Source organism: Micromonospora coriariae, from assembly GCF_900091455.1.
Classification (GTDB): Bacteria; Actinomycetota; Actinomycetes; order Mycobacteriales; family Micromonosporaceae; genus Micromonospora; species Micromonospora coriariae.
Window position 1 is genome coordinate 2,050,670 of record NZ_LT607412.1, and the last position, 20,420, is coordinate 2,071,089.

Annotated in this window: 20 protein-coding genes and 1 tRNA gene; 11 read left to right on the forward strand and 10 right to left on the reverse strand. The window is 71.1% G+C overall.

All coding sequences use genetic code 11. The annotated features are described in order from the left end of the window. Nucleotides 1-20 precede the first annotated feature (20 nt). The 4 genes from GA0070607_RS09535 to GA0070607_RS33955 all read right to left on the reverse strand — a co-directional run bounded on the left by GA0070607_RS09535 (nucleotide 21) and on the right by GA0070607_RS33955 (nucleotide 2,396). Nucleotides 21-644, reverse strand: coding sequence for a hypothetical protein (locus GA0070607_RS09535; RefSeq protein ID WP_089017880.1), 624 nt, complete (start codon nucleotides 642-644; stop codon nucleotides 21-23). Between the two features lie 13 nt (nucleotides 645-657). Then, entirely contained in the window at nucleotides 658-1,239 is a 582-nt protein-coding gene (locus tag GA0070607_RS09540) for a DNA-3-methyladenine glycosylase I (RefSeq protein ID WP_089021748.1), read from the reverse strand. Nucleotides 1,240-1,305: 66 nt separating this feature from the next. Then, nucleotides 1,306-1,800: an SRPBCC family protein gene (locus GA0070607_RS09545; RefSeq protein ID WP_089017881.1), complete on the reverse strand. Its 495-nt coding sequence runs from the start codon at nucleotides 1,798-1,800 to the stop codon at nucleotides 1,306-1,308. Beyond that, a complete protein-coding gene (locus tag GA0070607_RS33955) occupies nucleotides 1,797-2,396 on the reverse strand; it encodes a DivIVA domain-containing protein (RefSeq protein ID WP_089017882.1) in 600 nt (199 codons plus the stop codon). Before GA0070607_RS33955 ends, GA0070607_RS09545 begins: the two co-directional genes overlap by 4 nt. Before the next feature lie 155 nt (nucleotides 2,397-2,551). Between GA0070607_RS33955 and folP the strand changes: the two genes are divergently transcribed. After that, on the forward strand, nucleotides 2,552-3,421 hold the full coding sequence (gene folP / locus GA0070607_RS09555; protein ID WP_089017883.1) for a dihydropteroate synthase: 870 nt from the start codon (nucleotides 2,552-2,554) through the stop codon (nucleotides 3,419-3,421). 67 nt (nucleotides 3,422-3,488) lie between these two features. On the opposite strand, the gene ndhC is transcribed toward folP, so the two are convergent. Next, entirely contained in the window at nucleotides 3,489-3,866 is a 378-nt protein-coding gene (gene ndhC / locus GA0070607_RS09560; protein WP_089017884.1) for an NADH-quinone oxidoreductase subunit A, read from the reverse strand. Nucleotides 3,867-3,995: 129 nt separating this feature from the next. On the opposite strand from ndhC, the gene GA0070607_RS09565 reads away from it, so the two are divergent. The 3 genes from GA0070607_RS09565 to GA0070607_RS09575 all read left to right on the forward strand — a co-directional run bounded on the left by GA0070607_RS09565 (nucleotide 3,996) and on the right by GA0070607_RS09575 (nucleotide 8,695). Continuing rightward, nucleotides 3,996-5,444 (forward strand): hypothetical protein, encoded by a 1,449-nt coding sequence (locus tag GA0070607_RS09565; protein ID WP_089017885.1) that lies wholly within the window; start codon nucleotides 3,996-3,998, stop codon nucleotides 5,442-5,444. A 376-nt stretch (nucleotides 5,445-5,820) separates the two neighbouring features. Then, the gene (locus GA0070607_RS09570; protein WP_089017886.1) at nucleotides 5,821-7,668 is read left to right on the forward strand and encodes a 2-oxoacid:acceptor oxidoreductase subunit alpha; all 1,848 of its coding nucleotides are present in this window, start codon (nucleotides 5,821-5,823) and stop codon (nucleotides 7,666-7,668) included. After that, complete coding sequence (locus tag GA0070607_RS09575; protein WP_089017887.1) at nucleotides 7,661-8,695, forward strand: 2-oxoacid:ferredoxin oxidoreductase subunit beta; 1,035 nt, start codon at nucleotides 7,661-7,663, stop codon at nucleotides 8,693-8,695. Before GA0070607_RS09570 ends, GA0070607_RS09575 begins: the two co-directional genes overlap by 8 nt. Before the next feature lie 96 nt (nucleotides 8,696-8,791). Here GA0070607_RS09575 and GA0070607_RS09580 read toward each other — a convergent pair whose 3' ends face one another. Both GA0070607_RS09580 and GA0070607_RS09585 read right to left on the reverse strand, forming a co-directional pair. Continuing rightward, nucleotides 8,792-10,594, reverse strand: coding sequence for a trypsin-like serine protease (locus GA0070607_RS09580; protein ID WP_157743116.1), 1,803 nt, complete (start codon nucleotides 10,592-10,594; stop codon nucleotides 8,792-8,794). A gap of 358 nt (nucleotides 10,595-10,952) precedes the next feature. Continuing rightward, the gene (locus GA0070607_RS09585; protein ID WP_089017889.1) at nucleotides 10,953-11,597 is read right to left on the reverse strand and encodes an FMN-dependent NADH-azoreductase; all 645 of its coding nucleotides are present in this window, start codon (nucleotides 11,595-11,597) and stop codon (nucleotides 10,953-10,955) included. Between the two features lie 82 nt (nucleotides 11,598-11,679). Between GA0070607_RS09585 and GA0070607_RS09590 the strand changes: the two genes are divergently transcribed. Beyond that, nucleotides 11,680-12,165: a MarR family winged helix-turn-helix transcriptional regulator gene (locus tag GA0070607_RS09590; protein ID WP_089017890.1), complete on the forward strand. Its 486-nt coding sequence runs from the start codon at nucleotides 11,680-11,682 to the stop codon at nucleotides 12,163-12,165. An 8-nt stretch (nucleotides 12,166-12,173) separates the two neighbouring features. Here the strand turns inward: GA0070607_RS09590 and GA0070607_RS09595 are convergent, their stop codons facing one another. Further along, nucleotides 12,174-13,187: a potassium channel family protein gene (locus tag GA0070607_RS09595; RefSeq protein WP_089017891.1), complete on the reverse strand. Its 1,014-nt coding sequence runs from the start codon at nucleotides 13,185-13,187 to the stop codon at nucleotides 12,174-12,176. 168 nt (nucleotides 13,188-13,355) lie between these two features. On the opposite strand from GA0070607_RS09595, the gene GA0070607_RS09600 reads away from it, so the two are divergent. The 6 genes from GA0070607_RS09600 (at nucleotide 13,356) to GA0070607_RS09625 (ending at nucleotide 18,167) form a co-directional block, all read left to right on the forward strand. Next, nucleotides 13,356-13,868, forward strand: coding sequence for a SigE family RNA polymerase sigma factor (locus tag GA0070607_RS09600; protein WP_231930921.1), 513 nt, complete (start codon nucleotides 13,356-13,358; stop codon nucleotides 13,866-13,868). Nucleotides 13,869-13,879: 11 nt separating this feature from the next. Continuing rightward, the gene (locus tag GA0070607_RS09605; protein WP_089017892.1) at nucleotides 13,880-14,995 is read left to right on the forward strand and encodes a hypothetical protein; all 1,116 of its coding nucleotides are present in this window, start codon (nucleotides 13,880-13,882) and stop codon (nucleotides 14,993-14,995) included. A gap of 114 nt (nucleotides 14,996-15,109) precedes the next feature. Further along, entirely contained in the window at nucleotides 15,110-15,607 is a 498-nt protein-coding gene (locus GA0070607_RS33960) for a helix-turn-helix domain-containing protein (protein WP_157743117.1), read from the forward strand. Between the two features lie 137 nt (nucleotides 15,608-15,744). Continuing rightward, nucleotides 15,745-16,344 carry a ClpP family protease gene (locus GA0070607_RS09615; protein WP_089017893.1) on the forward strand — a complete coding sequence of 200 codons (600 nt, stop codon included), beginning with the start codon at nucleotides 15,745-15,747 and terminating at the stop codon, nucleotides 16,342-16,344. A gap of 339 nt (nucleotides 16,345-16,683) precedes the next feature. Further along, entirely contained in the window at nucleotides 16,684-17,436 is a 753-nt protein-coding gene (locus GA0070607_RS09620; RefSeq protein ID WP_089017894.1) for a hypothetical protein, read from the forward strand. Nucleotides 17,437-17,597: 161 nt separating this feature from the next. After that, the gene (locus GA0070607_RS09625; RefSeq protein ID WP_089017895.1) at nucleotides 17,598-18,167 is read left to right on the forward strand and encodes a YcxB family protein; all 570 of its coding nucleotides are present in this window, start codon (nucleotides 17,598-17,600) and stop codon (nucleotides 18,165-18,167) included. Nucleotides 18,168-18,743: 576 nt separating this feature from the next. Here the strand turns inward: GA0070607_RS09625 and GA0070607_RS09630 are convergent. Then, a tRNA-Arg gene (locus tag GA0070607_RS09630) sits at nucleotides 18,744-18,819 on the reverse strand. A 312-nt stretch (nucleotides 18,820-19,131) separates the two neighbouring features. Then, nucleotides 19,132-20,358, reverse strand: coding sequence for an MFS transporter (locus GA0070607_RS09635; RefSeq protein ID WP_089017896.1), 1,227 nt, complete (start codon nucleotides 20,356-20,358; stop codon nucleotides 19,132-19,134). Nucleotides 20,359-20,420: the final 62 nt, after the last annotated feature.

Below are 20,420 nucleotides of genomic sequence, written 5' to 3' on the forward strand. Positions count from 1 at the left end.
GGCAGCCCGACCGGCCGGCTCTAGTCGTCCTCTTCCGGGTCCTGGTTGGCCTCCGCGCCCAGCACGAACGCCTGCATGGCCAGCTCGTCCCCGGAGGGTGACACGAAGGCGGGCAGCTCACGCGGGCCCAACTCCTGCACGTAGGACCAGAAGAGCCGGACCGCCTCGGCCGGGGTGCCGGCCTCGATCGGCAGGTCGAGGCTGACCAGCCAGGTGCGCCGCGCCGGAGGCGGGCCGAGCCGGTCGGCCAGCGCCCGGAAGGCCGCCGGGTCCAGCGCGGTGAGGGGCCCGTCGAGCGTCAGCCGATCGGCCGGGACCGGCTCGTCGAAGGCCCGCCGGGTGTACGCCACGACGAGCACCCCGGGCTCGACCGGGGACTGCGGATCGTCCGGGTCCTCCCGGTGCCGTTGGGCCGGCGCGGTGACCCGGCCGAGCGCCACCAGCCGGGGAGGCGTGTCGGCCAGCACCGCCACCCGGTCACCGGGGCCCGGCCGGCTGATGCCCGTCAGCCCGGTCAGCTCCAGCGTGTCGTGGTGCACGAGCCGCTCGGCCTCGTACCGCTCGGCGGGCAGCAGCACCGCCCAGGTGCCCGTCCCGTCCACGTGGCCGGCCTCGTCGGCCCGGTGCGCGGTCTCGGTCCTCATGCCTGCCATCCCATCACGCCGCGGGTGGCAGCGTGACGTGGCAGCCGACGATGTGATCGTCGACCATGCCGGTGGCCTGCATGAGCGCGTACGCGGTGGTCGGGCCGACGAATCGGAAGCCGCGCTTCTTGAGCGCCTTGGCCATCGCCGTCGACTCGGGGGTGATCGCCGCGAGCTCGGCGAACGAGGCGGGGCGGGCCGGCCGGGGCGCCGGGGCGAAGGACCAGAGCAGCGCGGACAGCCCGTCGGGCAGCTCGAGCGCGGCGCGCGCGTTGGCGATCGCCGCCTCGATCTTGGCTCGGTTCCGGACGATGCCGGCGTCGGCGAGCAGCCGGGTCACGTCGGCGTCGCCGTAGCCGGCGACGGTCGGGATCCGGAACTCGTCGAAGGCCAGCCGGAACGCCGGACGCTTGCGCAGGATGGTCAGCCAGGACAGGCCGGACTGGAACGCCTCCAGGGTCATCCGCTCGTAGAGCGCGTCGTCGCCGTGCAGCGGCCGCCCCCACTCGGTGTCGTGGTAGACGGCGTAGTCGGGGGTGCTCGACCCCCAGGCGCAGCGTGGCAGCCCGTCGGCGCCGATCACCAGGTCAGTCACCTCGTACACGCTAGGCCATCGGGCCGACAGCCCAACGCCGCCGGCCGGCGGCCGGCGCGAGCGTGGTCAGGGCAGCCGGCCCTGCTCGACCAGACGGGCGAACCTCTTCAGCGACTGGGTGAGGCCGACCTTGGAGCCGGGCCAGAGCACCGGCCACGCCAGCCGACCGGCCGGGCCGCCCGGCAGGTGGAACCACTCGTGCCAGACCACCTGCGTGCGGGACCGGTCCATCTGGGTGCAGCGCAGCACACCCGGGCCGCGCAGCAGCCGGCCGCAGTGCACCACGCCGATCTCGTACGGCTCGTCGACCCGGACCACCCGCATCTCGTCGCGCAGCACCACCGGGCCGAGCGCGGTCACCGCCTCGATCAGGCTGCCCTCACGGCCGTCGCCCTCGACCACCCGCAGTCGGGTGAACGGGATCCAGTCGGACTGACGTTCCCAGGCGAGCAGCGCGGTGAAGACCCGCTCCGCCGGGGCGTTCACGATCACCGTGGCGGTCACTTCGCCGGCTCCGGGTTGGGCAGCCTCGCGGAGATCGTCGGCGCCGGGGTCGGTCACGTCGACTCCGACCGGACCACCGCGCCGTGCTGTCCGGTGCCGTCGGCCGACTCACCGTCGGCCGGCTCGTCATCCGCCGGCGCGACGGCCGGGGCCACGCCGTCGGCGTCCGCCGGGGAGGAGGTGACAGCGGGCAGCGGGCCGGCGACGGCCGAGCCGACCGGGGCAGCGCCGGAGCCGGCGTCGGCGCCCGGCCGCTCAACCTGACGAGCCGCCGCATCCTCATTCGTCGCCGCGCTGGCGGACTGCTCACGGGCCTGACGCAGCGCGTCCGCGTCGGCGGTGCGTCCCGCACGCAACGCGATGACCTCCGCCTCCAGCACGCCGATCAGCTCGGATTTGTAGCCGATGTCGTAGGCGGCACGACGCATCGCCTGATCGACCTGGGCCATCCGGTACCCGCGCAGCCCGGTGTCGAAGCGGACCACGCCCACATCGGATTCCCGCAACGGCCGGGTGACCGGCAACGCCACGGCCTGCGAGTCCGGCTCGGCGGGCGCCAGGCCCGGATCACGACCGGTGACCAGCACCGTCACGCCGAACACCACCGCCGCGACGGTCAACGCCACGACCAGGAAGAGCAGAAGCTGACCCATGCACTGATCGTGGCATGGCGACCGGCCGTGAGCGAGCCCACCACCCACCCCGATCACGATCAGCGCCGACGCCGCCCAGCGTCCCGGTCGGCCGACCGGCTAGCGTCGGGACCGGCCGACGCGGCGGCGACGGTGCGGACTCTCAGGAGGCGGACATGGCCGGGGCGCTTCGGCTGGGTAGGCGGACGTTCGCCCCCGGCGAGCTGGTGGTGATGGCGATCGTCAACCGCACGCCCGACTCGTTCTTCGACCGGGGCGCCACCTTCGCCGCCGACAGCGCGCTGCGCGCCGTCGAACGGGCCGTGGACGAGGGCGCGGCGATCATCGACATCGGCGGGGTGAAGGCCGGACCCGGCGCCGAGGTGGACGTCGCCGAGGAGATCCGGCGCACGGTGGACACCATCGCCGCCGTCCGGGCCGCGTTCCCGGAGGTGGTCATCTCCATCGACACCTGGCGCGCCGAGGTGGCGGTGGAGGCCGTGGCGGCCGGCGCCGACCTGCTCAACGACACCTGGTCGGGGGCCGACCCGGCGCTCGCCCAGGTGGCCGCGCAGACCGGCGCCGGCCTGGTCTGCTCGCACGCCGGCGGGCTGGTCCCGCGGACCCGGCCGCACCGGGCCGCCTTCGACGACGTGGTCGCCGACGTGGTCGCGACGGTGACCGGGCTCGCCGAGCGGGCGGTGGCGGCGGGGGTACGTCCGGACGGAATCCTGATCGACCCGGCACACGACTTCGGCAAGAACACCCGGCACTCCCTGGAGATCACCCGCCGGCTCGACGAGTTGACCGGGACCGGCTGGCCGCTGCTGGTGGCGCTCTCCAACAAGGACTTCATCGGCGAGACGCTTGACCTGCCGGTGGCCGAACGGCTGGAGGGAACGCTCGCCGCGACGGCGATCTCCGCCTGGCTCGGTGCCCGGGTGTTCCGGGCCCACCAGGTCGCGCCCACCCGCCGGGTGCTGGACATGGTGGCCTCGATCCGCGGCGACCGGCCGCCCACGGTGGCCCGCCGGGGCCTGGCCTGACCGCTCGTCCCGACAACCGGCCGCGAACGGCCGGACGGACCGGCACGATCGCCGGAGGCCCGGGCGGTCAGGTCCAGCGCAGGATGTTCCTACGCCAGGCATAGAGGATTCCCAGTGCGAGCACAGCGACGAACACCGCCATCTCCACCACAGTGACCAGGCCGAAGCCTGGCCGGTCGAAGACGACCGCCCAGGGGAAGAGGAACACCGCCTCCACCGCGAAGAGGACGTAGAGGTAGGCGTAGACGTAGTAGCGGATCTGCATCTGCGCCCAGTCCGCGCCGACCGGGTCGAGCCCGCACTCGTAGCTGGTCCGCTTGCCGTACGGCTCGGCCGGCCGGGCGGGGCGTAACACCCGGTTGGCCGAGAACGCCGTAACGAAGAACAGGACGCTGGCGAGCAGCAAGAGCCCGAGCGTCGCGTACGAGCCCAGGTAACCGGTCACGTCCGGGAGCCTACCGCCCGCCCGGAACGGGCGTCCCGAACACGTTACGGATTTGTTTCCGAATGGGACTAGTGCTCCAAGGCAACTGTTACCGAATACTGGACCCCCACCCATGTCACCGGAGGACAGATGGCCAGCGTCCAGGTTCCGCCAGGCTCCCGGGCGGCGGGGTGGCGTCCCGCGCCCCTGCTGGCGACCTCGCTCGCGCTCGGCCTGCTCGCGGCGCTCGCCGTGGCACCGGCCTGGGCCGGCGCGGCGGTGCCGGACGCCAGCCCGGTCGCGGTGGGGAGCGATCCGGCGACCGAGCCCGAGCCCGTCCCCGAGACCACCCCGGCGGAGGAGCCCACTCCGACCGAGGAGCCCGGCGGCGACCCCGCGCCGACCGAACCGGCCCCGGAGACCACCGCACCGCCGCCGGAGACGACGCCACCGGCACCGCAGACCACCGCGCCGGACCGACCGCCGGCACCATCCACCACCGCGCCCGCGCCGGGCAGCAGCAGCAACCGGCCGCCCATCCCCACGCCGCCGCCCCCGGCGCCAGCGCCGTCGACGCCCCCGGTCCGTCCGCCGGCACCGGGCCCGGAGGCGCCGCCGCGGAACCCGCTGGGCGTACGGGTCACCACCGAGGACGTCACCCTCACCGGCGCGTACTGGAACGCGGCCAGCACCGCCACCGCGCTACGGGTCACGGTGACGAACACCGGCACCACCGCCCAGCGGATCCGGCTCTCGTACGCCCTGCCCGCCGGGCTGACCGACGCCGGCACGAAGGGCTGCGCCGCCACCGGTGGTGGCGCGTACCGCTGCGGGGCCTGGACGGCCGAGGCGGGCGCACGGTTCAGCAGCCTGCTCCGGCTGCGGGTCGCCGGTACCGCCTGGAAGCGGATGCCACTCAGCGGCTCCGTGCGGGTCACCGCGAACGCGCCGGGAGTCACCGGCGAGGCGGAAGACGTCCAGGGCTTCGCTGTGCTCTTCCCGCCGGGTCCACCGGTGCCGGGGATCTCGCTGGCCGCCGACGAGGTGAGCTTCGACATCAGCGGCGCGGCGAGCACCCTCTCGGTCCGGCTGGGCAACACCGGAACGGTGGACGCGGTCGGTCGGGTCGAGGTGATCCTTCCGGCCGGGGTGAGCGTGCCGGCCCCACCGGAGGGCTGCGTGGCGATCGGCCCCACCCGCACCCGGTGCGACACCGGCCCGGTGCCGGCGGGCAGGACCGCTGACCTGCGGCTGCCGCTGGAGGCGACCGCGCAGGCCCAGCGGGATGCGCCGCTGTCCGGCGCGGTGATCGGGCAACTCGACCCCCGCAGCGGCCCGACCCGACAGGTGCAGATGAGTTTCCGGATCACCGCGGCCGCCGCGCTGGCCACGCCGGTGGTCTCCCCGCCCGCGCCCACCGGCTCGCAGGGCGTGCTTCCCGCCGGGGGCTCCGCCGACGACGGTGGGATGACCTCGGTGCAGCGCACCGCGATCACCCTGATCGCGGTCTCCGCGTTGCTCGTGGTGCTGGCCCTCACGCTGGCCACCACCTCGCTGCGTCGCCGCCTCACCGACCCGACCACGATCCGCACCGACTGACCAGCCACACCGCGCGTCCGCCGCCATGGGGAGGGCCGCCGGCGGGACGTCGACGGTGATCTGGATTACGGCGGGCTGGTTGAAACGCCGCAATACCCCACAATTCTCAACCGGATCCGGTCCCAGTCGGCGGACCTCCGGGGAGGGTCGGGGGTCCGTTCGACGTAGGCTCTCAGGTGAGGAACAACAGCGGACCGGACCAGCCTGGAGCGGTGCGGTGCAGCGTTGCGTCAAGGAGGTCCCGTGACCGGGCAAGGCGAGGTCACCATGATGTTCAGCCGCCCGCGCGACCGCGCGCAGCGAAGCGAGGTGCAGGCGTGAGCGCGAGGAGTGAGCCGGTTTTGCGGGCCCCGCAGTCGCGAACGAAGGTGGCACAGTGACCAAGCAGATCCGTCAACTCGACCGGGTGGTCATCCGGTTCGCCGGTGACTCCGGCGACGGCATGCAGCTGACCGGCGACCGGTTCACCTCGGAGACGGCGCAGCTCGGCAACGACATCTCGACACTGCCCAACTTCCCCGCCGAGATCCGGGCGCCCGCCGGCACCCTGCCCGGCGTGTCGAGCTTCCAGGTGCACTTCGCCGACTACGACATCCTCACCCCGGGCGACGCGCCCAACGTGCTGGTGGCGATGAACCCGGCGGCGCTCAAGGCCAACCTGGCCGACCTGCCCCGCGGCGCGGACATCATCGTCAACACCGACGAGTTCACCAAGCGCAACCTGGCCAAGGTCGGCTACCAGGCCAGCCCACTGGACGACGACTCGCTGGCCGGGTACGTCGTACACCCGGTGGCGCTGACCTCGATGACCGTCGGCGCCCTCGCCGCGTACGACGTGTCCAAGAAGGACGCCGAGCGGTCGAAGAACATGTTCGCCCTCGGGCTGCTCTCCTGGATGTACTCCCGGCCGTACGAGTCGACGCTGCGCTTCCTGGAGCGCAAGTTCGCGGCCCGTCCCGAGCTGGTCGCGGCGAACGTGGCCGCCTTCAAGGCCGGCTGGAACTTCGGCGAGACCACCGAGGACTTCGCGGTCCGCTACGAGGTCAAGCCGGCGAAGATGAAGCCGGGCACCTACCGCAACATCACCGGCAACGCGGCGCTCTCGCTGGGTCTGGTCGCCGCCGGAGTCCGCTCCGGGTTGCCGGTCTTCCTCGGCGCGTACCCGATCACGCCAGCGTCGGACATCCTCCATGAGCTGAGCAAGCACAAGCGCTTCGGCGTGCTCACCATGCAGGCGGAGGACGAGATCGCCGCGGTCGGCGCGGCGCTGGGCGCGTCGTACGGCGGGTCGCTCGGGGTGACCACCACCAGTGGCCCCGGCGTGGCGCTCAAGAGCGAGACGATCTCCCTCGCGGTGGCGCTGGAGCTGCCGCTGGTGATCGTGGACGTGCAGCGCGCCGGCCCGTCGACGGGCATGCCCACCAAGACCGAGCAGGCCGACCTCAACATGGCGCTCTACGGTCGGCACGGCGAGGCACCCGTCGCGGTGATCGCGCCGAGGTCGCCGTCGGACTGCTTCTTCGCCGCGCTGGAGGCCGCCCGGATCGCGCTGACCTACCGCACCCCGGTGATCCTGCTGTCCGACAACTACGTCGCCAACGGCTCGGAGCCGTGGCTGCTGCCCGACGTGGAGTCGCTGCCCGACCTGCGGGTGGAGTTCGCCACCAAGCCCAACGGCGAGGACGGCACCACCTTCCTGCCGTACCTGCGCGACCCCGAGACCCTGGCGCGGCCGTGGGCGATCCCGGGCACGGCGGGCCTTGAGCACCGCATCGGCGGCCTGGAGAAGGCCGACAAGACCGGCGACATCTCCTACGACCCGGCCAACCACGACTTCATGGTCCGCACCCGCGCAGCCCGGATCGAGACGATCCCCGTGCCGGACATCGAGGTGGAGGACCCGGACGGCGACGCCCGGGTGCTGGTGCTCGGCTGGGGCTCGACGTACGGGCCGATCGGTGCGGCGTGCCGGCAGCTCCGCCAGCGTGGCCTGTCCATCGCCCAGGCGCACCTGCGGCACCTGGCCCCGATGCCCGCCAACCTGGCCGAGGTGTTGCGCTCGTACGACCGGGTGGTCATCCCGGAGATGAACCTGGGCCAGCTCGCCCACGTCATCCGGGCCCGCTACCTGGTCGACGCGATCAGCTACAACCAGGTCCGCGGCCTGCCGTTCACGTCCACGGAGCTGGAGACGACGCTGGAAGAGGTGCTGAAGAATGTCTGAGCCCGTCGCCCTCAAGCTGACCGCCAAGGACTTCAAGTCCGACCAGGAGGTCCGCTGGTGCCCCGGCTGCGGCGACTACGCGATCCTGGCGGCCATCCAGCAGTTCATGCCGGAGCTGAACATCCCGCGGGAGCGGACTGTCTTCGTCTCCGGCATCGGCTGCTCGTCCCGCTTCCCGTACTACATGAACACGTACGGGATGCACTCGATCCACGGCCGCGCTCCGGCGATCGCGACAGGTCTCTCGGTGTCCCGGCCCGACCTGTCGGTCTGGGTGGTCACCGGTGACGGTGACGCGCTCTCCATCGGCGGCAACCACCTGATCCACGCGCTGCGACGCAACGTCAACCTCAAGATCCTGCTGTTCAACAACCGGATCTACGGGCTGACCAAGGGGCAGTACTCGCCCACCTCCGAGGTCGGCAAGGTCACCAAGTCGACCCCGGCCGGTTCGGCGGACGCCCCGTTCAACCCGCTCTCCCTCGCGCTCGGCGCGGAGGCCAGCTTCGTCGGCCGGACCATCGACTCGGACCGCAAGCACCTGCAGTCGGTGCTGCGGGCCGCCGCCGAGCACCAGGGCTCCGCGTTCGTGGAGATCTACCAGAACTGCAACATCTTCAACGACGGGGCGTTCGACCAGCTCAAGGATCCGGCGACCCGGGACGACTACCTGATCCGCCTGGAGCACGGGCAGCCGATCACCTTCGGCGCCGACGGCCGGTTCTGCGTGGTGCACCCGCCGGGCGGGTTCGGCCTGGAGGTCCGGGAGACCAGCTCGGTCCGCCCGGAGGAGATCGTCGTGCACGACGCGACGGTGGCCGACCCGGCGTACGCGTTCGCGCTGTCCCGGCTGCCCGGCCTGGACCTGCGCAACACCCCGATCGGAGTGTTCCGCTCGGTGGACCGGCCGTCGTACGACAGCGTGGTGCAGGAGCAGCTCGCCGCCGCCAAGGCGAAGGTCACCGAGACGCCCGAGCAGCAGCTCGCCGGCCTGCTGGGCAGCGGCGACACCTGGACCATCCTCTGACCCTCGCGGCCGCGCCCGAGTGCGGCCGGGCACGAGAAGGGGCCCGCAACCGATCAGGTTGCGGGCCCCTTCCGTTCGCGGTGGCGCAGCCCTCGATCAGAAGATCGGGTTGAACCCGCCCCAGCCGCCGGAGATCACCTTGCCGCTCGCGTCGAGCCACTGGCCATGGCCGTTTGTGGTGTAGAGGCGCATCTGGTTGCTGCTGTTGACGCCCAACAGATCCATCATGTTGTCGCCGTTCCAGTCACCCGGAACCATGATGCTCTTGTAGTTGGCCCAGCCGCTGCCGATCTGGGTGCCGGACGGGTTGGTCCAGCCCCCCTTGCCGTTGGACTGGTACATCCTCAGCAGGCCCTTCGAGGTGCGACCGATCAGCACCTCCAGCCCGTCACCCTTCCAGGCGCCCGGGGTGAGGAACAGGTTGAACCCGTTCCAGCCGGTGCCGATCCGGGTGCCCGACGGGTTCTCCCAGCCGCCCGCACCGTTGCTGGTGTAGCGGATCAGGTCGCCGTTGGACCTGCGGACCATCAGGCTCGGCCGGTTGTTACCCAGCCAGTTGTTCGTCACCATGAGAGCGGTGAAACCCGCCCACCCGGTGCCGATCTTGCGGGCCCCGCCGACGAACTTGCCCGCGCCGTCGGTGTTGTAGATGTACAGCTCACCGTTCGGCTTCATGGCGATGATGGACGGCTTGTTGTCGCCGTTCCAGTTGTAGACCCGGAAGACCCGGGTGAAGCCGGACCACCCCGCGTTGATCTTCTGCTTGTAGTAGAAGCCGCCGGCACCGTCGTTGGCGAAGCCGCTGCCGTAGTACAGCTGAAGGTTGCCTGCGCTGTCCCGACCGATCAGGTCGGTGTGCCCGTCGCCGGACCAGTCGGCGTTGATCAGCTTCGGCCGGGTCAGGTCCGCCTTGATGGCGTTGCTGTAGTAGCTCAGCCGCTCGTAGTAGCCCGGGGAGGATCCGCACGGCTCGAAGCCCCAGTCGGTGATACCGACCTGGACCCCGTTGACGAGCAGCGGGCCGCCCGAGTCGCCCGCGCAGGTGTCGCTGCTCGGCGTGGTGTCGGTGCCCGAACCGGCACAGATCATCCGGTCGGCGCGGTAGCGCGCGCCAGCCGCGCAGTCCGCGTTGGACCGCATCGGGACGGTCGCCTTGCGCAGACGGCTGTCCGGGTCGGCGTCGTTCGACGAGGTGACGCCGTAGCCCGCGATCTGGGCCGAGGTGCCAGCCGCGTACGGGCGCTGGTCACCCTGGGCGCTCAGCGCCACCGGCTTGTACTCGCTGGGCAGGTTCTGCTTGAGCGTGAGGACCGAGACGTCGTCCAGAATCGGTGCCTTGGGGTCCGCGTACTGCTGGGTGATGTTCCAGCCCTGGTGGGTCCAGGTTGAGCCGACCTCGGCGACGAAGCCGCTGCCGCCGATGATCTGACCGTTGCTGTCGAACAGGCGGTCCTTGCCGGCGAGGACCCGAGTGGTGCCGGGCCCGTCGGCGGTGCAGTGCGCGGCCGTCAGCACCTTGTTGGGGGCGATGATCGTGCCGGTGCACCAGTACCAGTACCAGTACGCACCCTCCTGGAAACTCGTGACGATGCCCACGATGTACGGGAACTCGGAGGCGCTTGCCAGGCTCCCCTGGAAGACCTTCGGAGAGGCACCCGTTCCGGACTGGAACCTCGGGCCCTTGGCGCCCGGCTCTGGGAGCGTGAGCTTCCCCTTGTGCAGGTTCGGCAGCTTGCTGAACCGGTCCGGTTGGGAACTGCTCGCCGCGTCGTACACGCCGCCCCCGGCGGGGGCGGCGTGAGCACTGGTCGCGGGTGCGACCGCCGCCGCGCCCGCGAGAGCGAGGCCCGCCGCGACACCGGCGTACCACCGCCGTCGGGCTCCTGCGGATGTTGCCACTTCAGCCACTGATTGTTTCCCGTCGTCCGATTAACGAGGTGCTCGGAACGGCCCGGATGAGATGCGTCCGAACGGACGGGAAGATGACGACCGACGCCAGGAGCCTGTGGCCCCGTGCAAAATTTGTTTCCCCCGTCGTGCCTGCGCCAACGACACCGCGCTGAGCACTCGCTGCGGCGACCTCATTGACAGTTCCAAGCCGCCACACCGTAGCAAGCATCACTGCGCGAAAGAAGCTCCAAATAGAGGGTCTTCACTCGGCCTCGGGGTCGAAACGCACAGCCCCAACATCATCGGTCGGAGGTGGCTGGCCTTTCGGTGTGGAACGGCCAGCCACCGTCCAGACGGGAGGTCCTGCTCAGCGCTGCGCGGAGGCCGGCAGCCAGAGGTTGTCGATTTCCTTCTCGGCCGCCGCGAGGCTCGCCTCGTGCAGCGGGATCAGCTCGGCCATCGCCGGGACCGTGGGCGCGAGGGTCAGCTCGGCGCTGATGAAGCGCGGCTCCATGCCGGTCAGCGAGAGGCCGTGCGGAAGCCACGGCTCCGCGTGGTCCCAGCCGTTGCGGGGCGTGCCCTCGCCGTAGCCACCACCACGGGTGGCCAGCACGACGAACTCCCGCCCGCCGAGCAGGCCCTCCTGGGTTGTCGGGTCGTACGCCAGGCCCGGGACGATCAGGTGGTCGACCCAGGACTTGACGCTGCTGGGCGCGCCGTAGTTGTAGAGCGGCAGCCCGAGCAGCACCACGTCGGCCTGCTTCACCTCGTCGACCAGCCGCTCGCTGAGCTCCCAGGACTCACGCTGCGCCGGGGTGTGCTGGTCGGCGGGCGTCATCCGCGCCAGGCCACCCGCCGCGTCCAGGTGCGGCAGCGGCTCGGCGCCCAGATCTCGGTACGTCACCTTGCCGCCGGGGTGCGCGGCCTGCCAGACGGCGACAGCGCGGGCGGTGAGCCGCCGACTGACGGACCAGTCACCACGGATGCTCGAATCGATATGCAGCAGGTTCATTGTTCCCCCTCCAGGGATCGTATGTGAGGCACCAACTATTTATAGCAGGCCGATGTTCCTCCGGCTCGGTAGACTGGCTCACATGTCCGCCGCGCCGCTCGACCCCTCGGAGCACCGTTCGGGCGCGCTGCTGGACCACCTGGCCCGGCGGATGCGGCTGCGGTCGGAGTCGGTGCTGGCACCGCTGGGCCTACGCCCGCGGCACCTGGTCGCGCTCACCGTGCTGCGGGACGGCGGCGGAACCAGCCAACAGGCGCTCGCGAGCACCCTGGAGATGGACGGCACCAACATCGTCGGGCTGCTCAACGACCTGGAGGCGAAGCAGCTGATCGAGCGGCGACGCTCGCCCGAGGATCGTCGCCGGCACGTCGTCGAACTCACCGAAGACGGGGCAAAACGCCTCAGCGAGGCCGAATGCGCCCTCGCCGGCGCCGAGAACGAGGTGTTGGGGGCGCTGGAGTCGGACGAGCGGGAGACGCTCTACCTACTGCTCCGGCGGGCCACCGGTGCGGCGCTCAACTGCAGCGTGGCGATCTGTTCCGACGGGTCGCCCGACGACCAGTGCTGAGCCGCTGCTCAGATCGCTGAGGTCGACTGCGGGCGGTCGTCGCGGACGTGCACCAGCATGTCGCCGGTCTCGATCACCGCGCCGGCCCGGTCGGCCAGGCTGACCACCTTGCCCCGCCGGACCAGCGCGATCACCAGCGACTCCAGCTCACGCGGCGAACGACCCACCTCGTCCCGCTCCGCCGACCGCATCGCCAGCGCCATGCCCTGCCCGGGGGTGAGCAGATCCTCCACCACGTCGATGAGCGGCGGCGCCGAGGTCGAGAGACCGAGCAGCCGACCGGCGGTGGCCGAGGAGACGATCACGTGGTGCGCACCGCTCTGCTTGAGCAGCGGGGCATTCTCCGCCTCCCGGGCAGCGGCGATGATGCGGACCTGACCGGCGGTGAGCTGCCGCACGGTCAGCGCGACCAGCACCGAGGCGTCGTCACTGTCGGTAGCGATGATCACTGCCTTCGCGTGCCGGACGTGCGCCTCGTTGAGTACGGACGACCGGGTCGCCGAGCCCTCGATCGCGACCAGCCCGGCCGAGGTGGCCTGCCGCAGTGCGGCGCTGCTGCGCTCCACCACCACGATTCTCGACCGGTCGAGGCCGTTCTCCATCAGGGCGGAGACCGCGCTGCGGCCCTTGGTGCCGTAGCCACAGATGATGACGTGGTCCTTCACGGTTCTCCTCCACCGCGACAGGCGACGGCCGGTCCGGTACTGCTCGGTCAGGACTTCCAGGGTGGTACCGACCAGGATGATCAGGAAGAGCACCCGGGCGGGCGTGACGAAGAGGACGTTGACCAGCCGGGCCGACGGCGCGGCCGGGGTGATGTCCCCGTAGCCGGTGGTGGAGAGCGAGACGACCGCGTAGTAGAAGCAGTCGAGCAGCGTCAGGCCGTCCTCGTTGACGTCGCGGTAGCCGTCCCGGCCCAGGTAGACCGCGCTGACCACGGCCAGGACCAGGCCCAGCGCGGCGGCCAGCCGCAGGCTCAGCGCGCTCAGCGGACCCCGTCGCTGCGCAGGAAAATGGATCACCCTCGGACCCGCTCCACCACTGTCACCTGCACGCCCACAACATAGCCGGTAGGCCGTACACCGCACGTCCGGGTCGCGCAGCGGACAACCGACCCCTGGCCCGCACCCGACTACCTGACGACAACGACGAACCGGTGCAGGCCGGCAGACGGAGGGGGCGCGACCCTCGTGACGACGAGCGGCGGACGGCGAGCCGAGGCCGACGACGAATACACCGAGTACGTGAGATCCCGGATGGTCCAGTGGCGGCGGACCGCGTACCTGATGTGCGGGGACTGGGACCGGGGCGACGACATCCTGCAACGGGTGCTCACCGAGCTGTACCGCTCCTGGAGCCGAATGCGGCAGGCCGACCACCTGGACGCGCTGGTCCGCACCATGCTGCTGCGACGGCTGATCGACGAACGGCGGTTGCGCTGGTCCCGGGTACGGCTCGGCACCGCACTGCCCGACGTGTCGACGACCGCCACCGACCCGACCGACCGGATCACCCTGGTCGGCGCGTTGCGCCAGGTACCCCCGCGTCAACGCGCGGTGCTGGTCCTGCGGTACTTCCAGGACCTCAGCGTCGACGAGACCGCGCGGGTCATGGGCTGCACGACCGGGACCGTCAAGAGTCAGACCGCCAAAGGTCTGGCCACCCTGCGCGCCCTGCTGACCCCCAGCCTGACCGGCAACTGAGAGGAGCGACGATGCTGGATGAACGCCAGATTGGCGACCTGATGCTGGCCGAGATCGAATCGGCGGAGCGACCCTCCGCGCTGTTGGACGTGGGCCGTGCGATGACCACCGCGCGGCGGCAGCGCCGCCGCGCTCAGGGGCTCGGTGCGGCGCTGCTGGTGGCGGCGCTGACCGTCGGCGGGCTCACCGTCCCGGACCTGCTGATCCCGGACCGGCCACCGGCCACCGCCCCGATCGGTGCGGCGCCGGCCGGCGGCGAGACCGGCCTGCCGGTCGCGCTCACCACGGTTGACCCACAGCAGGTGTACGTCCGATTCGGTTGGCTGCCGGACGGGTTGCGCAATCTCCAGTACCAGGCCGGGCTGCTCCTCTCCGGTCCCGGCGTGCACCTAAGCGCGTCCAACGGCCGCACCGACGACCAGCGGCAGTTCGTGGCGGTCTCGCTCCTCCAGAAAGGCGTACAGCCGTCCGCCCCCCAGCGGGACAGCGGGCAACCCGCCACCGCGACTGGCACCAGCGCCGGTCCCGAACTGAACGGCGGGCCCAGCGTCTTCACCAACTATTCCGGTGCCGAGAAGCCGGAGGCGATTCTGCGCTGGGAGTACGCCCCGAAGGGCTGGGTGCAGGTTCGGGTGTTCGGGGTGGGACCGGATGCACCGAGCGTTGCGGTGCAGGTGGCCCGTGGGCTGCGGTTCGACACGGGCCCCGTCCCGATGCCGGCGGCGGTAACGGGCGTGCCGGCCGACCTCGGGCTCATCACCGTCGACGTGAGCGAGTCACTGGACGAGCCCCGGGGCTGGTACGCCGGATGGACCTGGACCGCGGAGCCCGGTACCGACCCCGGCCGGCAGCGGGCACGGACACTGACCGTCGGCGTCTCCCGGTACCGCCACATCACCGATCCCGCCGACAAGGCATACGTCAACCCGAACACCACTGTCGACGGGCACCCGGCGCGGTTCGGTGGACAGAACGGCAACGAGTCGCTGACCGTCTACGACGTGAACGGGGCGAACGTGACGATCGATGACAGCGCACTGCTTCCGGCCGGCGGCACCCGGGCGCTGTTTCCGGCGGTCACGCTGGTGGCCGAACCGGCCGCCTGGCACACCCACCTGTACCGCTGAGGTGTCGGGCCCGCGCCGATTCGACGGTGCGGGCCTGCACGGGTCGGTCCGGACGGCCGGCGACGGGCATGATGGGGTTGTGCTTCCGACGACGACAGCGAGAGTGAGGCCGGCATGTCGTTGCTGCGACGAGTGATTGGCGGTGTGCTGCGCCGCCACCGTCAGCGCCAGGGCCGCACGCTGCGCGACCTGGCCCAGTCGGCCGGCGTCTCCGTGCCCTACCTCTCCGAGGTGGAGCGGGGCCGCAAGGAAGCCTCCTCGGAGGTGCTCGCGGCGATCTGCCGGGCGCTCGGCATCAGCCTCTCCGACCTGCTCGGGGAGGCCCGTGACGACATGCGCCGGGTCGAGCCCCGCCTGCCGGCCGCGCCGCGGGCGATGCTGACCCGACTGGAGCGGGTCGAGGTGACCCGGCGCGACACCGGCAACGCGACCCTGCTGGTGGGCCCGCGTACCGGCGGGCTGGTCCTGCACCGGGGGCCAGCGGAGAGCACGTCGGTCCTGCGCGTCGGCGCGTTGGCCACCAGCGGTGGCTCCCACCCCGGTCCGCGTACCGCAGCTCTGTCGGGTGGCCCGCAGGCCCGGGCGGGTGCGCGGCGGCTGACCGCCGCGTAGGCCGCGCCGGTTCTGCCGTCGGCGGATCTGCCGCCGGCAGAATCCCTGGGCCAGCCACCATCGCCGCGCGCACGCTGGACGGGCCGGTCCACCGGGCGGTCCCACCGCCCAGCCGGCACGGCGGAGGGCGGCTACGAATGATCGACAATGGTGTACGGATGCTGGACGGCGGGCAGCCGTCCTTCGGTGACCAGGTGTTCGAGCGGCTGCTGCGGGAGCGCATCGTCTTCCTCGGCACCGAGGTGACCGAGGAATCGGCCAACCAGATCTGCGCGCAGATCCTGCTGCTCGCCGCCGAGGACGCCGAGCGGGACATCTACCTCTACATCAACTCGCCGGGCGGCTCGGTGAGCGCCGGGATGGCCGTCTACGACACGATGCGCTACGTCCGCAACGATGTGGCCACGCTGGCACTGGGGTTCGCCGGTTCGATGGGGCAGTTCCTGCTGTGCGCCGGCGCGGCCGGCAAGCGGTACGCGCTGCCGCACTCGCGGGTGATGATGCACCAGCCATCCGGCGGGATGGGCGGCACCGCCGCGGACATCACCATCCAGGCGGAGAACATGCTGCACGTGAAGCGGACCATGCAGGAGCTGATTGCACAGCACAGTGGACGGACGCTGGACGAGATCCAGCGGGACTGGGACCGGGACCGCTGGTTCACGGCCGAACAGGCCCTGGAGTACGGCCTGATCGACCACGTGCTCACCAGGGCCGAGCAGCTACCGTCGGTCTGACCTGTGCCAACGCCGGACGCGGCCCCCTCGATCCGCGTCCGACCAGGCACGGGCGAGCCTGAGTGGTGCCGGCCCCGATACGTCGGAGCCTATTCCCACCAGTGGGAATGGGCTCGGCTGGAAAGGCGCAGCGCATTTACGCAGATTCTCGTTACAGAGATAAGGGTGAATTCGTTGTGCCCGCCGGCCAGCTCCAGCCTTCCCGTTGGCGGCGTTCCGGCCGTGCGGGGCTCGGGGCCCGCGCGACCGATCAGCATCGGCGGCTGACTGCACCCCAGCATCGCGATGGGGGTGATGCCGGCGGCAATCGGCCAGCGGCGGCCCGTTAGGGTCACGTCTATGCGTCGACTGATCCCAACCCTTTCGATCGCCCTGGCCGTCGCCCTCGTGGCCGGCTGTGGCACCAACTCCACCGGCGACTCCACCGCGCCCGCAACGTCCAAAGCGGACCCGGTCACCGCCATCCGGCAGGCCATGGATCGCAGCCTCGCCGACACGGTCACCCTGGACGCCTCGATCAAGGCCGGCACCCAGTCGATCACGCTCAGCGGAAAGATGGACCCCGCCTCCCGGGCGGTCCAGGTCACCGGCAACGCCCCGGAGCCGATGGAGGCCCGGCTGATCGGCGACGCCGCCTACATCAAGTCGGACTCGCTCGAGGGCGAGAAGCCGTGGATGAAGATCGACCTCAGCAAGCTCAAGCCGACCAGCTCGCTGCGCCAGTCCTTCGACCTCAAGGCGCAGACCGGCATCATCGGCGGCGTCGTGTCCGCGCAGGAGGTGGGCGACGGCCGTTACACCGGCACTGCCGACCTGAGCAAGGCGGCTGAGGCCGCCAGTTCCGATGGCGGCATGCGCGAGGGCCTGGAGTCGACGGCGAAGCTGGCGAAGGACCCGAAGGCGGTCCCGTTCGAAGCGACTGTCGACGCCGACGGCCGCCTCACCGCACTGTCCTACACGGTTGCCACGAAGACGGTGGGTGACCTGGTCACCGACATGCGTATGAGCAACTTCGGCGAAAAGGTGACGGTGACCGCGCCGCCCGCCAACGAGACCGAGGCCGCCTCCGCGGAGATGTACAAGTTCTTCTGAGCGGTCAGCACGTCCCCGGCGTCGCCGGAAGCGTGGGCCGCGGGTGTTTCCGCAGCCCACGCTTCTGTCGCCCGACCGTCGAACGCGAGGGCCCAGTTGTCAGCCGACCAGGCATACCCATCCGCCAGACGGACGGGACGCTGGGAATACACTGCCCTGCCATGTCATCCGAGCAGGTCACCGTCGGCCCGGTCGAACTCAGCTACACCCTCACCAAGGACGACTGGCTCGACGGCTTCGTCGCCCACCGGCGCCATGTCCGGCGTCCCTGGCTGATCCCGGTACTCATCGTCGCCGCGCTCGTCGGGCTCCTCCCCGGGCTCATCTCTTCTGGCGGCCCCCGCGCCATGTCGGCGGCCGACGTCGCAGCCGTCGCCATGGTGGCTCTCGTCGGCCTCGGGCTCGGCCTGCTGCTGTTTCGGTTCATGGTCTCCGCCCGCTGGATCTATCGCTGGCAGGTACGGCTGCTGATGCGCGGGAATCCCTGGCTGTCCGAGCCCATCCGAGCCACCGTGGATGACACCGGGCTACGTCTCACCAGCGCAAGCCGAAGCGAAACAGCCGCCTGGTCCCAATACCTGCGGTATGTCGAGACGGAAAAGTCGTTCGTTCTGCGCGCGTCTGAGCGGCTTGGTGCAGCGGTACTCGTGCTGCCCAAGCGCGGCCTGGTGACCGGCGATCCCGCGCGGCTACGGTCGTTGCTCGAGACAAACTGCCACCGGCGCGCTTGATCACCAGCCCGGCGCCATGCAGGAAAACCCGCGCATCTGTGCCGTCCTGATGGCCAGGCATTTTCGCCCGGTCCCCCTGGCCCTCACCAGACCTTTTTGGTCGTCGCAAGATGCTCATCGGATCCAGCCCGGGAAGCGGGTCATGATTGTTCGGGCCTGCCGGCCGGTCACCCACTCCACCGGCCAGCACGGGTACGGCACCAGGCGCGGCAGCCAACGCGCATGCAGTGCCGCCCCCGGCCCAGTCCCCGCCATGGACGCAGCCCCGCCGCCTCCTCTCGGACGGTGGTCGCTGTGGTGAGCCTCGTTCACGGTGATCGACTCGATGTCAGCGATGTCGGGGTGTCCCGGGCGGCCGGATGGCCCGATATCGGCGACACCGAGTCGATCTACCTCAGCCGGTCGAGCTGGGTGCCGGATGAGCGGTGTCGACTGTTCCTGGTCGCCTTTCACTGCGCCGCCTCGGCACCGGATCTCCCTCGTCGATTGAGAGGGACGCGGCGACCAGGTGATTCTGCACCGCCCGCGGGCGGAACGGTGATCGGTGATCGGTGATCGGTGATCAAGGCTCTGACCTGGTGCCCCCGGCAGGATTCGAACCTGCGACACACGGTTTAGGAAACCGATGCTCTATCCCCTGAGCTACGAGGGCGCGAGGGCCCAGTCTAGCGACCTGGGGTTCACCTGGGCTGGCAGGGAGTGGCCCACATTCACCCACGTCATCCGGACCGCCGTTCTCCCAGCCCAGGACCACACCCGAGCACCCGAACCCCGGGTTACGAACGGCGGTCGGCCGCAGTGATCCGCGTTGGCACCGGTTGGCATCCGCTGGAGCAGCCTCCGTGTGGCCCCCGTTGATCTTGGTGGACATGGTGGGACGGCGGGCTGGACCGGGGGTGGCTCGTGTCGATTCCTTCCGAGCCGATGGGACGGATGCGGGCGAAAAGGACGTGTCGTCGTGCTCCTATCCGCGATTTTCGGTGTGCGCGTAGTCCCGAGGGGGTTCGGTCTGCGTGCGCCGGCCGCGGTCCTCGCGGCGGCGGGCGGCGGCCGCGGCGAGTGCGGCCGGCACCATGAGCATCGCGACGACCCCGATGAACCCGACGGCGACCGACAGGTTCGTCAGTTCCGCCACCCCGCCGATCATGGGCGGACCGATGAGGAACCCCGAGTAGGCGATGGTCGTGACGAACCCGATCTCCCGCTCGCCGCCGGTGCCGTCGCTGCGCCGGCCGACGGCACCGGCCAACTCGATCACCACCGGGAAGGCGAACGCCACGCCGCCGCCGGCCAGCACGTACCCGGCGTAGGTGAGCCAGGCCACCGGCACGATGGCCGCCATCAGCAGACCGATCCCGGCGAGCAGCGAGCCGGCTACCAGGATCCGGATGGCGCCGAAGCGGCGTTGGATCCGTTCGCCGAAGAGCCGGACCACTCCCATGGCGAGGCAGAAAACGGAGTACATGATGGCGCCGGCCGCCTCGGACATGCCCCGCTCCCGGACCGCGAACAACGCCGACCAGTCGCCGTTGGACCCCTCGACGACGGCGGAGATGAACGCGACGCTGCCCAGCAGCCACAGGACCGGGCGGCGCAGCATGCTCCGGTCGAGCCCGCCGCGCTCACGGAGGGCGCCGGTGGCCGGCTCCGCGGTCGGCACGAACCGGATCACGACGGCGGTCACGGCCAGCGACACGAGCGCGACCAGGGTGAAGTAACGAAGCAGGTCCACGCGGTGCCCGGCGGCGACCGCGGCGGCCAGCGAGCCACCCAGCGCGCCGAAGCTGAAGCCGGCGTGGAAGACCGGCATGAGGGGCCGGTCCGCGCGGCGGATGACGGTCACGGCGGCGACGTTTATCGACACGTCGAACACGCCGAAGGACGCGCCGAGCAGGACCAGGACGAGGGCGAGTTGTACCGGCGAGGTGACCAGCGCGAGGACGGGCAGCAGGCTCCCGGCCGCGACGGCCGACACCAGGATCATCACCCGGGCGCCGAAGCGGGCGCACAACCGGCCCGCGACCGAGGCCGCCGCCGCCAGCCCGACGCTCGCGCCGAGCAGGACTAGACCGAGCACCCCCGGGCTGGCGCCGATCTGTTCGGCGAGGCTAGGCATACGCGCCGCCCACGAGCCGGCGATGATCCCGTTGAGCAGGAAGACGACGAACACCGGAACGGCCCTCGTACGCACCTGGTCATCCCCTCTCCGGCGGGCGGTCGACGCCGTCGATCGCCCGCCACGCCGGCCCCACC

Bases quoted from the DNA above. Each gene is read 5' to 3' on its own strand.
- GA0070607_RS09625 (WP_089017895.1), top strand. From the start codon at position 17,598: ATGTCATCCGAGCAGGTCACCGTCGGCCCGGTCGAACTCAGCTACACC.
- GA0070607_RS09585 (WP_089017889.1), bottom strand. From the start codon at position 11,597: ATGAACCTGCTGCATATCGATTCGAGCATCCGTGGTGACTGGTCCGTC.
- GA0070607_RS09535 (WP_089017880.1), bottom strand. From the start codon at position 644: ATGAGGACCGAGACCGCGCACCGGGCCGACGAGGCCGGCCACGTGGAC.
- GA0070607_RS09620 (WP_089017894.1), top strand. From the start codon at position 16,684: ATGCGTCGACTGATCCCAACCCTTTCGATCGCCCTGGCCGTCGCCCTC.
- GA0070607_RS09615 (WP_089017893.1), top strand. From the start codon at position 15,745: ATGATCGACAATGGTGTACGGATGCTGGACGGCGGGCAGCCGTCCTTC.
- GA0070607_RS33955 (WP_089017882.1), bottom strand. From the start codon at position 2,396: ATGGGTCAGCTTCTGCTCTTCCTGGTCGTGGCGTTGACCGTCGCGGCG.
- GA0070607_RS33960 (WP_157743117.1), top strand. From the start codon at position 15,110: ATGTCGTTGCTGCGACGAGTGATTGGCGGTGTGCTGCGCCGCCACCGT.
- folP (WP_089017883.1), top strand. From the start codon at position 2,552: ATGGCCGGGGCGCTTCGGCTGGGTAGGCGGACGTTCGCCCCCGGCGAG.
- GA0070607_RS09565 (WP_089017885.1), top strand. From the start codon at position 3,996: ATGGCCAGCGTCCAGGTTCCGCCAGGCTCCCGGGCGGCGGGGTGGCGT.
- GA0070607_RS09605 (WP_089017892.1), top strand. From the start codon at position 13,880: ATGCTGGATGAACGCCAGATTGGCGACCTGATGCTGGCCGAGATCGAA.
- GA0070607_RS09575 (WP_089017887.1), top strand. From the start codon at position 7,661: ATGTCTGAGCCCGTCGCCCTCAAGCTGACCGCCAAGGACTTCAAGTCC.
- GA0070607_RS09590 (WP_089017890.1), top strand. From the start codon at position 11,680: ATGTCCGCCGCGCCGCTCGACCCCTCGGAGCACCGTTCGGGCGCGCTG.